A 12,307-nucleotide genomic window follows, 5' to 3' on the forward strand; every position below is an offset into this window, starting at 1 on the left:
TTATTTAAATTCTTTGCGCAGCAAACCGAAAATCCAGTCGTCCTGCCAGACATCGCCCAGGAAATAGTTTTCTCGCAGAATGCCTTCCTGCTTAAAACCCACCTTTTCCAACGTCTTTTTAGAACCGATATTCCCGACGGTAACTGTCGCGGTCAGCCTGCGCATCCGGCACTTTTCGAACGCAAATTTGCATACCGCATGAAGCGATTCAAATCCGTAGCCCTGCCCGTGAAACGCGGGATCAAGAATAAAACCCACTTCCGCCATCTCGTCATCGCTACGCACAAAACCGGTGAAACCAATTGGCACGCCGCTGTGTTTATCGCGCATAACAAGGCAAAGCCAGTGGCGGCTGTGAATTTCCCAGCGCACCAGGCGAGCATTAAAAATCTGGCGAATCTCAGCTTCCTGTCGATTATCTGAAACATAACGCATGACGTCGGGGTCTTGCTGCAAGCGCAAGAATAATGGCCATTCTTGTTCGGTAATTTGATTTAAATTGAGTCTGGAAGTCACGAGTGGAAACATGGTTTTTTAGTCCACGATAAACAGCGTTGCGCCGATAGCCGTTGATGAACGATGTGGTTCGGCGTTATCCGCCACCTGATAACTCATGCCGGGTTTTAAGGTAAACAAGCGCCCATCTTCCAGCTCAGTCTGTAACTCTCCCGCCAGGCAAAATAAGACATGGCCTTTCTGGCACCAGTGATCCGCAAGATATCCGGCGGTGTACTCCACCATGCGTATCCGGATTTCCCCAAACTGTTGTGTGCGCCACAACGCTTTCCCGGTGATGCCCGGATGTTCGGTGGGGGTGAGTGTGGTCCAGTCGGTCGTATTAAAAGGCAGGTCAGTAATGCGCATGGTTTTCCTTATTATTTTTTGCAGGTGTCCTTTAATTGATATCAGCAAAAAAATAACGGCGCCATATTTAAGCGCCGTTATTGAGAGTTATTTCCAGTGTGATATGTCATCCGTCGTCAGCCCAATATCTTTTAATTGTTCTTTGCTCAGCCCCTTTAAAGTGCGCTCTGTCTGGCGCAGTAACCTTCTTTGGCGGAAATATTGGTAAATCATCACAAAGCCATAAAAAGGTTTGTGCGGACGGTTCTCTTCAAAGCCCATGGTGTTGCTCCTCATCGTGTCGATGGGAACAATCATGCGCCACCATACAGATCGCAGGCAGACGCAAATATAACTTTTATTTAACATACAGACGCGCTAAAACAAGATCTGAGTGGGCGATTCTCCGCCATTCTGTACTGGTTTTTCCGTCTGTATGGTGAATTGAGAGGATACAGCATGACGCGCTACCAACATCTTGCCACTTTGCTGGCAGAACGCATCGAACAAGGGTTGTATCGCAGTGGGGAACGCCTGCCTTCGGTGCGCAACCTGAGTAGCGAACACGGCGTCAGTATCAGCACCGTACAGCAGGCGTATCATATTCTTGAAGACCGCCAGCTTATTTCTCCGCAACCGCGCTCCGGCTATTTTGTTACGCCGCGCAAATCCTTGCCGCCCGTGCCGCCGCTGACTCGTCCTGCGCAACGTCCGGTAGAAATTACGCAATGGGATGCGGTTCTTGAACAACTCACCGGAAGGGAAGATGCCGGCAGCATCGCGTTTGGCAGCGGATTCCCGGATGTGACTCATTCAACGATTAAACCGTTGTGGCGTGAAATGGGCCGCATTGTGCAATATCAGGAAGCCGAAGTTCTGGGCTATGACTGTATTAACGGTAAGCAAGTACTGCGTGAACAAATTGCCCGCCTGATGCTCGACAGTGGCTGCGTCGTCACGCCGGATGACATTGTTGTCACCACCGGCTGCCATGAAGCCCTGTCGATTGCGATTCGTGCGGTGTGCGAGGCGGGAGATATTGTGGCGGTTGAGTCGCCTTGTTTCCACGGCACCATGCAAATGCTGCGTGCATTCGGCATTAAAGTGATTGAAATACCAACGGATTCTGAAACGGGTATTAGCGTCGAAGCCCTTGAACTGGCGCTGGAACAGTGGCCAATCAAAGCGGTGATTTTGGTTCCTACGTGCAACAATCCGCTCGGTTTCATCATGCCCGATGCGCGTAAAAAAGCAGTGCTGAACCTGGCGCAGCGCTTTGATATCGCCATCATTGAAGATGATGTTTACGGCGAGCTGGCGTATGAGTATCCGCGCCCGATGACAATAAAATCACTCGATGTCGATGGACGCGTGTTGCTGTGCAGTTCGTTTTCCAAAACGTTAGCGCCGGGTTTGCGGGTGGGCTGGATTGTGCCGGGGCGCTATTTTGACCGCGCGATGCATATGAAATATATCGTGACCGGCAGCTCTACGACCTTTACGCAAATGGCGGTCGCTGAATTTGTACGTAACGGCCATTACCATCGCCATCTGCGGCGTATGCGCCAACACTATCAACGCAATCTCGACATTTTCACCTGCTGGGTGCGCCACTATTTCCCGTGCGGTATCTGCGTTTCTCGCCCGCAAGGCGGTTTCCTGATGTGGATAGAGCTACCGGAACACATTGATATCGTGCCGATTATTGAAACACTGCGTGAGCACAATATTCGCATTGCGGTAGGTTCACTGCTTTCCGCCTCGGGGAAATATCGCAACTGTATGCGCCTGAACTACGCGCTGCCATTCAATGATGCGACCGAAACCGCGCTGCGAAAATTGGGCGAGGTGATCAGCGATATTTTTGAAAATGGTTAATTTCCCTGGTCTTTTATCGCCATTGCTTCCACTCCGGCTACGCTAACATTCTGTGCAATGGCGTCGTGACTCGCGCCTTATTCAAAAAGGAAAATCATGACCAGCGCTGCACAGTTGCTGATGCGGGAAAAGTTCGAGACTTGCCTGAGTGTGATTCGCCAGGCGTCATTGCAAATCCTGCCACTTCTCACAATCAAAGCCGCCGAAGGGAAAGATCCCCAATGGTTTTTTCAACAGCTCGAACAGGCCAGACAGGTGCTTGGAAGCTGGATGGCGGTGGCAAAACGCTTAAATCTTAACGACGCCGAAATCTCGCATTTCACGCTGTTGCTGCGCCATTTGCAGCAGCTGGTGCCGGAGTATGAAAGCGGCCAGGAAGTCAGTCACAACCAGCTCATCGCGGCGTTACGTTTTGTGAGTTATCTCGAGCATGTGCGAGCAAAGCAGCCGCTGCTCGGTTATTTGAGTGAAATTGAAAGTAACGACGACGTCCAGCAGCAGAAAGCGGCACGCCAGATGTACGCGCTGGAGTTGATGCTCAAAGGTCTGGTCAATCAAAGCTACCCGAGCCAGGCGAATCTGGTTCATAAACTCAAATCGCAATTTGGTGCAGATCGCGTGCGCCGTTGGCTGAAGAATGGCGAACGGGGCGATATTCTCAGCGGAATGCATTTTAGCGAGCTGGCATTAATGGTGGTTGATAAAAAAGAGTACGCCAACCATTACGCCGGATTGTTTCAGGACTCTTCACACCTGAGTTTACTCATTGACCCACGCAAAACGCTGCAAACTTTTCTCGATGATGTACGCGAAATTCGCAACGACCTGGTGGCGCAAAAGAGATTAACCTCGGTACAGCTCGCTTTGCTTGAGAGTTATCACCAGGAAAGTACGGCGGCTATTCAGCGGGCGTGTGATGAAGGGCGATCGAAGGTGAATCCGGCGGCATTGCTGGCGTCAGAGGATGCCGCATTGCAGGATTATCTCGCCCAGGCGCGCAAAAAATATCAGGCCACGGGCCGCGATAGCGAAGAAGTGCGTGATGCCATCGAACGTCCCGATTCGCACAAAGCCAAAAGCAAACAGGACACTGGCGAAACCTTGCGCATGGTTCTGTGGTGCGTGGCGGGTATTGCGGTGATTAGCGTGGCTATTTTCGGTATGTATTATCTGAGTGATGTCACCAATAAGCCTGCCGTGGCGAAAAGCGCTCCGGCAAAAATCACGGCACTTGATTCGCTTCCGGAAACGGAAAGCGCGCGTGAGAAGTTGGCGAATATTGGCATCACCTGGGAAGAGGGGAATTTGCGCTCGGCCATTGAGCGCGGAGATGCCACCGTGGTGCGCCTGTTTATGCTGGGAGGCATGAACTGGAAAGTATATTTCACCGAATCTGCGCTGGCGGGAGATTACCGCGACGCGCTTAATATTTTGCTGCAATACCGCTCGCAGATGGACGAGGAGCGTCCGTGTCGGCGCATGGTGAGAACCCTTAGCCAGGCGATGAACGACGGGCAAAATCTGACTTCACTGCGCAAACAATTCCTGCAAAATTTTTGCACTTCACCGGAAACCGTCAAGCGGCAGAAAGAGGATTTGGACAGAGCGAAACTGCGACTGAATGCGCAGCAACAGCGTAAAGACGAGCAGGGCATTGCTGAGGAAAAACGTGCGGTTGATATTCAGCAGGCCATTTATAACGTAATGCGGTGAGGAAAAGCCCACCGCATTACGTCGTAAAAATCTATATCCCAAATAATTCGAGCTGCATCAAGGCGGCAAGGGATATTACCACCAGGCTTCCCACATCGCGCCCACGTTGAACGAATCAAGTTGGGTATTTGGCTCGCCCGCGATACGCGTGGTGTGGTTGTTATCCACCTGACCGCCAGTGACGTAGAAACGCAGCATTGGTCGGAACTCTGGTCCCATCGCGATGGAAATGTTCTGTGAGAGGGTCAGTTTCCAGCCTTTGTTATCACCGTCGTTTTCGTAATCTACGCGCTGATAACCCGCTTCAAGCCAGGTGGAATGTATGTCGTTCCAGAAATACATCGGACGAACAATGGCACCGTAGTTGCGGCGGTTATCCTGGGTCAGATCATCATTGTCGTAATCGTGGAAGGCGAGCAGATATTCAATCTGCGCTTGTTGAGTGAACTTATAGTTCCCCTCGAAACTGGCATAAACGGTGTGCAGGCCATTGGTTTTGTTATAAACGCTGTTGTCTGAATGGTCAGAATAACGGGTGATAATTTTGTTCACCCCGTTGTCGCCGGTGTGGCTTAACACCACGGCGGCCTGCCAGGCTTTGGAGCGTTCGTCGCTGTCGATGGCTTTGGAATCAAAACCATAGTTGGCGTACAGCTCGAAATCAATTGGGCCAAATTTGATGCCATGCAGTTTTGATGTTGCCGCGTAGTTGCCTTTATCACCGGTGCCGGAGCCGCCAGTACACGAGATGCGCGACGGGTTATCGCCGTCTTCAATCATTTCAGGGTCACACTGATCTACGGCAGCCACGGCCGCGATATCCAGTTGTGCAAAGCCGAGATCGAGGCTTTTCACGCCTGCACCTTGCCCATCGTGGTTCATCCAGAAGTAGTCGTTGATGCCTTGTTGTGGACGCTGATGGAAGTCACGACCCGCCCAGAAATAAGCATTTGGCTGTGATTCAAACAGGTTGGTGACGCCCGCGTAGGCTTTTTTCAGGTTAACTTCATCGCCCCAGTGGTCAATCATCACGCCAATATCCCAGATGGCCCCGTTATCGGCTTTAATGATTTTGGTAAGCTGGAATTCGCCGCCGTTGCCTTCGTTACCTAAACGACCAATTGCGGAGGAGCCGTTATAGGAACCATCAACGCCAATGTATTTTTGATCTCCCGCCTGGAAATGCGCCCCGTAACGCGCATAACCGGTGAATTTAAGCCCCAACGGAACAGACATATCTGGCGTCGTGGGAACCTGAGGCGTAACCAGGGTATCGGTTCTTTTAAGTCGCGCTGCTTCTATTTTCGCATCGCGGTCGGCCAGGGCTTTATCCACTGCTTTCGCCACGATTTGGTCAATTTGTTCCTGAGTCATTGGTTCTTGTGCGAGTACAGAAATTGGGCAAAGCGCGGCGATAACCGCCATTGTTAATGGAAGCTGTTTAATTAATTTCATTATAATCTCAATTTAGTAATTTATTTTTTCAGACAATAAATATCCTGTTCAGGGTTAATAGAGAAAACTCTATTACCCAAACATATTTATCTTTATTTATACTTTCATCGGATTGGACTTAATTAAAATTATTTACGTAATGATCTCTCCCTGCCAGAGGTAATATTATTGTTTTTTACGTAATACTTAGCGCTGATATAAATGAATGATTTCGTTTGAAAGCTCACGCGCTAACATTGATGTCATCAGGTGATCCTGAGCATGCACCATAATTAGCGTCATCGGCTGTTTGGCTTCGCCTGCATCTTGCTCAATCAATTTGGTTTGCATTTTATGAGCTTCGCGCGCGTAACCATCGGCTTCCAGTAATAACAGTTTGGCTTCTTCGATATTTCCTTGTCTTGCGGAATGCAGCGCTTCAAAACACAAACTGCGCGACTGCCCGGCATTCATAATTATTTCCATTACGGCTTCTTCTAATTCAATCATCATTAATTCCAGAGTGTTTAGACGGCGGTTATTAATTGCTGATAGCCGTTTCTGTCAGAGGTGAACGTGCTTCGTTTTCTGCTGCAGTTTTCTGCAATGAACGCTCGTAAGCGCGCAGGAATGGCAGATAAATTACGGTTGAAACGACCATGCAAATCACACACATCACCACCGGACTAAAGGCCCAGTTTGTCGCCCACGATGCGCCAATGGGCGCCGGAGTTGTCCATGGAGTCAGGGAAACGACTTGTGCCAGCCAGCCCAGTTTCGTTGCGGTGTAAGCCAACACGGCGTTGACCATTGGGACGCAAATAAACGGAATAAACAGCAATGGGTTCATGATAATCGGCGCACCGAACAGAATCGGTTCGTTGATATTAAAGAAGCTTGGAACGATGCCCATTTTCCCGATGGTACGCAGGTGCGTCACTTTGCTGCGCAGCAATAAGAAGGCGAGTGGCAATGTGGAACCGACGCCGCCAATGAGCAGATAGTGATCCCAGAAACCTTGCAGATAAATATGTGGCAATGCGGTTCCCGCAGCCAGCGCGGCCTGGTTTGCTGCCAGGTTTGTCATCCAGAACGGGTTCATGATGCCGGTGACAATCAGCGAGCCGTGGATACCAGAGAACCAAAAAATCTGGCACAGCAACACGGACAATAAAATGGCGGGTAAGGAATCGGATGCGGAAACCAGTGGAGCCAGCAGGTGCATAATCGCTTGCGGCATAATCATGCCGGTTTGCGCTTCAATGAATAAATTCAGCGGATGCAGCGTGCCGATAATGACGACTACCGGAATCAAAATTTCAAACGAACGCGCAACGCCAGTTGGCACTTCTTTTGGCAGGCGAATGGTGATTTTGTTTTCTTTAAGCCAGGCATAAATACGCGTGGAGTAAATCGACGTAATCAGTGCGGTGAAAATGCCCTGGCCTGAAAGATATTGAGTCGAAATTTTGCCGTCGGCATACGGTGCTGCAACCAGCAAAAATGCCATAAAGGCCAGCAGGCCGGACATCACCGGGTCGAGATTAAACTGTCGCCCGAGACTTGCGCCAATACCGACTGAGATGAAAAACGTCATCACGCCCATGCTCAGGTTAAACGGCAGCATCAGCTGTTCACGGTAAGTCTGAGAGAAATCCAGCCATGCACGAGCAAAACCGATAGTGGTATCAGCGGAGAACGGCGGGAATATAAACACCAGCATAAAAGAGCCAATAATCATGAACGGCAGGGCTGCGGTGAACCCATCACGAATCGCGATCACGTACTTTTGTTGCCCCAGACGACCCGCCAACGGAGTGATGGATTGCTCAATCACCGTCACCATGGATTGATATAGCGAACTCATATGAATAACCCTTTTAGTGAGCCGCTTCGATAAGCGACAGAGCATAATCCAGCACTTTATCGCCACGCTGCATGCCGTAGTCCATCATGTCGATGGCCTGAACCGGAATACCGTGAGAGGCGGTCTTTTCTGAAAGCGTACTTAACATATATTTTACCTGTGGCCCGAGCAGCACCACCTGATAACGCGGGAACTGCACATCAAACTCAGCCACGCCGTAAGCCTCTATTTCTACAGGCATTCCTCGTTCTTCAGCCACTGTCAGCATCTTTTTAACCAGCAGGCTGGTGGACATTCCGGCGGAACAACACAACATGATCTTGACCATTAACACTCATCCTCAAAATGTAAATAAAGTATTGCGGAAATGATTTGATACTTTATGGAAACCGTTTTCCATCCGCAGCAAACAGATCTGTGACACTCATCAAGATCCCGCCTTTATCGGCATTACTTATTGGATCGTCATCACAAAATTGTTTGGTGAATGTATGGTTTGGACATCATGTGGAAAATCGGTTTCCATCAAAAATGGAAACGACTATACTGAAATTGGCTACAATCTGAGCCGAAGTTGTATTCAGGACAGACAGGCATGAACCACAGCCTGATAAAGGAAAAAGATGTCTACAATCAATGATGTATCGCGTTTAGCTGGGGTTTCTAAAGCCACAGTATCACGGGTGTTGAGTGGATCTCGCGGAGTGAAGGAAGCAAGTCGCCTGGCCGTGCTGAAAGCGGCTGAGGAGCTGCGTTACCGTCCAAATATGATTGCGCAATCACTACTCAGCCAGTCTACCGGCTGCATTGGTGTGATTTGCGCGCAGGAAAATATCAACCAGACCACGGGTTATCTTTACGCGCTGGAGAAACATCTTAGCCAACATCAAAAACACCTGCTGCTGCGTTTCGCGAACAGCAAAGCGGAGGTCATGCATGCTCTTGATGAGCTAACCTGCGGGCTGTGTGATGACGTGCTGATTATCGGCGCGCGTTTCCCGCTCAATATCGACCAGGAGAATGTCGTTCTTGTCGATTGCGTGGATGTTGACTCCAGTAACAGCATTAATTTTGATCACGCTTTTGCTGCTGAAACGGCCTGTAATTATTTAATTAAACAGGGAAGAAGGCAGATTGCGGTCATCAACCCTGATTCCTGCGGGTCGGTTGATCAAATTCTGTTGGGTTATAAGCGCGCGCTGGAAAACAATTTCCTGCCCTTTAACCGCAACCTGATATTTATGGATTCAACGTCTTCATCTGTTGCGCTCCAGGTGCTACTCAATAACAGCACCACATTGAATTTCAACGCGTTATTAGTTGCTGATGAGCTGGAAGCACAGCGCATCATTCCGCAATTGCAGGCGTTTAATAAATCTGTTCCGAAAGACATTATGGTGTTTAGCCTGGCGGGTTCACTGCATCTGCCGGGTATTCCAACCATTCCCGCCATTGAATATTCAATGGATGCGATGGCGGCAAGAATCGTGACATGGCTGACCGAGAAAACCCAAAGTGCTTTGGGTTCGAACGTACTGCGTGGTGATTTGATTATTCCTGACATGCCGAGCCGATAATAAAAAAAGCCATACCCGACAAGGGTATGGCTTAGTTATTAGTATTTAATATCTCGTGCTTCTTCACGGCCATTTTGTTTGCTTTGGCGCTTATCCTGGCGGCAATTACTGTTGCTTTTGCTATCGTTAACCACGCATTCGCGCTTGTCATGACGCGAGTCCTGACGGGTATCCTGTCGAACATCCCTTGCCTGATGGCGTTGCTGGCCTTGTTCAGTGGCGTAGGCATTATTGATGGAAAGCGTGGAGAACATAAAAATGCCCGCCATAACACCCATCACTATCGAAGATTTACTTTTCATAAGAGGCACTCTGCAAATATAAAATTTCAAACGAATACAATCTGAAGAGTATAGATGTGGCGGTTGCATCTGAATGTAACCAAATCAGTTAAAATATATTTAAAGTTTCATCTGGAAAGATTTTATAACGCAGGTGTATGAAAATTAATAAGTTAGTGTTTTTGATTATTCGAGCTTTATTAAAATGTCTGAAATAAATAAAAAGGCTGCGAAATCTAAATTTCGCAGCCTTTTTGAATTCACGTTTAATTCCCTATCGCATGGTAACGAATTCTTCCGAACCGGTCGGGTGAATGGCTACTGTATTATCAAAGTCTTTCTTAGTCGCACCCATTTTCAGTGCCACTGCAAAGCCTTGCAGCATTTCATCCATGCCGTAACCGATGCCGTGAATACCCACGATTTTCTCGTCCGGGCCTGCACATACCAGCTTCATGCGGCATGGCTGGCGGTGCGAAGTCACGGCGGTATACATCGCGGTGAAGGACGATTTATACACCTTCACGTTGTCGTCGCCGTATTGCTCACGCGCTTGCGGTTCGGTTAAACCAACCGTGCCAATTGGCGGGTGGCTGAACACGACGGTCGGAACGTTGCTGTAATCTAAATGCTCGTCCGGCTTGTTGTTAAACAGGCGCTCAGACAAGCGACGACCGGCTGCAACAGCGACAGGCGTCAGTTCAACTGCACCGGTGTTATCGCCCACGGCATAAATGCCCGCAACGCTGGTGTTCTGGAATTTATCAACTTCGATATAGCCTTTGGCGTTGGTTTTCACACCGGTTGCTGCCAGGTTGAAGTTGTCGGTTTCCGGCTGGCGACCAATCGCCCAAATCAGACAATCTACGGTTTCAGCGCGACCATCTTCCAGTTGCAGCGTCAGGCTGCCATCGGCATTTTTGACAACCGCTTTCGGCACCGCTTGCGTGTGCAGCGTTGGGCCTTCGGTGTTGATCACTTCCAGCAGCGTTTCGACGATTAACGGGTCAAAAGTACGCAGTGGTGCGTGTTGGCGCACAAACAGATGTGTCTCAGAACCCAGCGCGTTGACCACGCCTGCGATTTCAACCGCGATATAACCCGCGCCAACAACCGCGATGCGTTTTGGCAAAGCAGGAAGCGCGAAGAAGCCATCGGAATCAATGCCATATTCAGCACCTGGAATAGACGGACGGCTTGGACGGCCACCGGTGGCAATCAGGATGTGGTCTGCGGTGATGGTTTCGCCGTTCACTTCAACCGTGTGCGCATCGACGAATTTCGCAAAGCCACGAATTACATCGACGTTGTTTTTACCCAGCACGTTGTCATAAGAGGTGTGGATGCGGTCGATGTACGCGGTGCGGCTGGCAATCAGTTTGTCCCAGTCGAATTTATTCACCGTGGTGTCGAAACCGTAATCCGGGCCGTAGTTATGGATAGCTTCGGCGATTTGCGCCGCGTGCCACATCACTTTTTTCGGTACGCAACCCACGTTTACGCAGGTACCGCCCAACTCTTTCGCCTCAATCAGTGCGCATTTCTTTCCATACATCGCCGCACGGTTAATGGAGGCAATACCGCCGCTGCCGCCGCCAATGGCGAGGTAGTCATAATGTTTGGTCATGATGTTTCCCTAATGAGTCGAAAAATATTCGCGATTGTAGCGCGCCGAGAAAATGGTTCCACCGATAGCTGCAATAGCCGTTACTCAGGCACAACCCAGCTCAATGTGGTCGAACCGTTGCCTGATGGCACCAGGGTTTTATGCAGCCACGGCAGTACATTAGCCATTTGCTGCTCCAGTTTCCACGGTGGGTTGATAACAATCATGCCGGAGGCAGTCATGCCACGGCGGTCGCTATCAGGCAGTACAGCCAGTTCGATTTGAAGAATGCGGCGAATGCCCGTTTCTTCCAGTTCGCGCAGCATGCGTTTGATTTGCTGACGCATCACCACGGGATACCACAGGGCATAAGTCCCTGTCGCAAAACGCTTATAGCCATCGTTGATGCCTGTCACAACGGCCTGGTAGTCAGTTTTAATCTCATACGGTGGGTCGATAAGAATCAGACCACGACGCGAAGCTGGCGGCAGTTTGGATTTAAGCTGGGTGTAACCGTCCGCACGTTCAACGCGAGCGCGATTGTCTTTCTGGAATTCAGAACGCAGTAGCGGGAAATCTGACGGGTGCAGTTCGGTCAGTTGCAGGCTGTCTTGCTCGCGCAGAAGCTGGCGGGCAATCAGTGGAGAACCTGGGTAGTAACGCAGTTGGCCGCTGTGGTTGTAGGCTTTCACCGCACCAATATAGGCTTCAAGTTCCGCTGGCAAATCATCGTGTTGCCAGATGCGAGCGATTCCTTCCAGATATTCACCGGTGCGCTCTGCGTGCTCGCTGCTCAGTTTGTATCGGCCTGCGCCTGCATGAGTATCCAGGTACAGAAAAGGTTTTTCCTTCTCTTTTAAGGATTCGATGATCAGACTTTGAACGGTGTGTTTCAGTACGTCGGCGTGGTTGCCGGCGTGAAAGCTGTGGCGATAACTGAGCATGGCTTGCAGGGTTTCCAAAGACAAAAGAAGAACAACTATTCTGCACAGTATACAGCCTTATGCTCACCGCCTGGCATTGAAATTATCTACACTAAGCCTCATGTTAAAAGGTATTGCTTTATACCCGTCATACTTCAAGCTGTGGGGGTGTTGGCTGCACAAGC

General features: G+C 49.8%; 13 protein-coding genes. 3 read left to right on the top strand and 10 right to left on the bottom strand.

Annotated features, from left to right (window positions below; translation table 11 throughout):
- From DY231_RS00350 to DY231_RS00360, 3 genes are all read right to left on the bottom strand, one after another.
- Positions 1 to 528, bottom strand: coding sequence for a GNAT family N-acetyltransferase (locus DY231_RS00350; RefSeq protein WP_115626873.1), 528 nt, complete (start codon positions 526 to 528; stop codon positions 1 to 3).
- 6 nt (positions 529 to 534) lie between these two features.
- The gene (locus DY231_RS00355) at positions 535 to 864 is read right to left on the bottom strand and encodes a DHCW motif cupin fold protein (protein WP_115626874.1); all 330 of its coding nucleotides are present in this window, start codon (positions 862 to 864) and stop codon (positions 535 to 537) included.
- Positions 865 to 951: 87 nt separating this feature from the next.
- The gene (locus DY231_RS00360; RefSeq protein ID WP_072011222.1) at positions 952 to 1,125 is read right to left on the bottom strand and encodes a DUF1127 domain-containing protein; all 174 of its coding nucleotides are present in this window, start codon (positions 1,123 to 1,125) and stop codon (positions 952 to 954) included.
- A 177-nt stretch (positions 1,126 to 1,302) separates the two neighbouring features.
- Here DY231_RS00360 and DY231_RS00365 point away from each other — a divergent pair, with 177 nt between their 5' ends.
- Together DY231_RS00365 and DY231_RS00370 are read left to right on the top strand one after the other, a co-directional pair.
- Complete coding sequence (locus DY231_RS00365; RefSeq protein WP_115626875.1) at positions 1,303 to 2,721, top strand: aminotransferase-like domain-containing protein; 1,419 nt, start codon at positions 1,303 to 1,305, stop codon at positions 2,719 to 2,721.
- 96 nt (positions 2,722 to 2,817) lie between these two features.
- Positions 2,818 to 4,434 (top strand): STY4199 family HEPN domain-containing protein, encoded by a 1,617-nt coding sequence (locus tag DY231_RS00370; protein WP_115626876.1) that lies wholly within the window; start codon positions 2,818 to 2,820, stop codon positions 4,432 to 4,434.
- 75 nt (positions 4,435 to 4,509) lie between these two features.
- Here DY231_RS00370 and DY231_RS00375 read toward each other — a convergent pair whose 3' ends face one another.
- From DY231_RS00375 to DY231_RS00390, 4 genes are all read right to left on the bottom strand, one after another.
- Entirely contained in the window at positions 4,510 to 5,889 is a 1,380-nt protein-coding gene (locus DY231_RS00375; protein WP_115626877.1) for a carbohydrate porin, read from the bottom strand.
- A gap of 186 nt (positions 5,890 to 6,075) precedes the next feature.
- Entirely contained in the window at positions 6,076 to 6,378 is a 303-nt protein-coding gene (locus DY231_RS00380; protein WP_147295614.1) for a PTS lactose/cellobiose transporter subunit IIA, read from the bottom strand.
- Positions 6,379 to 6,409: 31 nt separating this feature from the next.
- Positions 6,410 to 7,735, bottom strand: coding sequence for a PTS sugar transporter subunit IIC (locus DY231_RS00385; protein ID WP_115626878.1), 1,326 nt, complete (start codon positions 7,733 to 7,735; stop codon positions 6,410 to 6,412).
- A gap of 13 nt (positions 7,736 to 7,748) precedes the next feature.
- On the bottom strand, positions 7,749 to 8,063 hold the full coding sequence (locus DY231_RS00390) for a PTS sugar transporter subunit IIB (RefSeq protein ID WP_034499586.1): 315 nt from the start codon (positions 8,061 to 8,063) through the stop codon (positions 7,749 to 7,751).
- A gap of 295 nt (positions 8,064 to 8,358) precedes the next feature.
- On the opposite strand from DY231_RS00390, the gene DY231_RS00395 reads away from it, so the two are divergent.
- A complete protein-coding gene (locus tag DY231_RS00395) occupies positions 8,359 to 9,312 on the top strand; it encodes a LacI family DNA-binding transcriptional regulator (protein ID WP_115626879.1) in 954 nt (317 codons plus the stop codon).
- A 38-nt stretch (positions 9,313 to 9,350) separates the two neighbouring features.
- On the opposite strand, the gene DY231_RS00400 is transcribed toward DY231_RS00395, so the two are convergent.
- The 3 genes from DY231_RS00400 to DY231_RS00410 form a co-directional block, all read right to left on the bottom strand.
- Positions 9,351 to 9,614: a hypothetical protein gene (locus tag DY231_RS00400; RefSeq protein WP_256682633.1), complete on the bottom strand. Its 264-nt coding sequence runs from the start codon at positions 9,612 to 9,614 to the stop codon at positions 9,351 to 9,353.
- A gap of 253 nt (positions 9,615 to 9,867) precedes the next feature.
- The gene (gorA, locus tag DY231_RS00405; RefSeq protein WP_115626880.1) at positions 9,868 to 11,220 is read right to left on the bottom strand and encodes a glutathione-disulfide reductase; all 1,353 of its coding nucleotides are present in this window, start codon (positions 11,218 to 11,220) and stop codon (positions 9,868 to 9,870) included.
- Positions 11,221 to 11,300: 80 nt separating this feature from the next.
- A complete protein-coding gene (locus DY231_RS00410) occupies positions 11,301 to 12,143 on the bottom strand; it encodes a 23S rRNA (adenine(2030)-N(6))-methyltransferase RlmJ (RefSeq protein ID WP_034499631.1) in 843 nt (280 codons plus the stop codon).
- Positions 12,144 to 12,307: the final 164 nt, after the last annotated feature.

The sequence above is a fragment of the Buttiauxella agrestis genome, assembly GCF_900446255.1.
GTDB classification, from domain to species: domain Bacteria; phylum Pseudomonadota; class Gammaproteobacteria; order Enterobacterales; family Enterobacteriaceae; genus Buttiauxella; species Buttiauxella agrestis.

Bases quoted from the DNA above. Each gene is read 5' to 3' on its own strand.
- DY231_RS00350 (WP_115626873.1), bottom strand. From the start codon at position 528: ATGTTTCCACTCGTGACTTCCAGACTCAATTTAAATCAAATTACCGAA.
- DY231_RS00355 (WP_115626874.1), bottom strand. From the start codon at position 864: ATGCGCATTACTGACCTGCCTTTTAATACGACCGACTGGACCACACTC.
- DY231_RS00360 (WP_072011222.1), bottom strand. From the start codon at position 1,125: ATGGGCTTTGAAGAGAACCGTCCGCACAAACCTTTTTATGGCTTTGTG.
- DY231_RS00365 (WP_115626875.1), top strand. From the start codon at position 1,303: ATGACGCGCTACCAACATCTTGCCACTTTGCTGGCAGAACGCATCGAA.
- DY231_RS00370 (WP_115626876.1), top strand. From the start codon at position 2,818: ATGACCAGCGCTGCACAGTTGCTGATGCGGGAAAAGTTCGAGACTTGC.
- DY231_RS00375 (WP_115626877.1), bottom strand. From the start codon at position 5,889: ATGAAATTAATTAAACAGCTTCCATTAACAATGGCGGTTATCGCCGCG.
- DY231_RS00380 (WP_147295614.1), bottom strand. From the start codon at position 6,378: ATGATTGAATTAGAAGAAGCCGTAATGGAAATAATTATGAATGCCGGG.
- DY231_RS00385 (WP_115626878.1), bottom strand. From the start codon at position 7,735: ATGAGTTCGCTATATCAATCCATGGTGACGGTGATTGAGCAATCCATC.
- DY231_RS00390 (WP_034499586.1), bottom strand. From the start codon at position 8,063: ATGGTCAAGATCATGTTGTGTTGTTCCGCCGGAATGTCCACCAGCCTG.
- DY231_RS00395 (WP_115626879.1), top strand. From the start codon at position 8,359: ATGTCTACAATCAATGATGTATCGCGTTTAGCTGGGGTTTCTAAAGCC.
- DY231_RS00400 (WP_256682633.1), bottom strand. From the start codon at position 9,614: ATGAAAAGTAAATCTTCGATAGTGATGGGTGTTATGGCGGGCATTTTT.
- gorA (WP_115626880.1), bottom strand. From the start codon at position 11,220: ATGACCAAACATTATGACTACCTCGCCATTGGCGGCGGCAGCGGCGGT.
- DY231_RS00410 (WP_034499631.1), bottom strand. From the start codon at position 12,143: ATGCTCAGTTATCGCCACAGCTTTCACGCCGGCAACCACGCCGACGTA.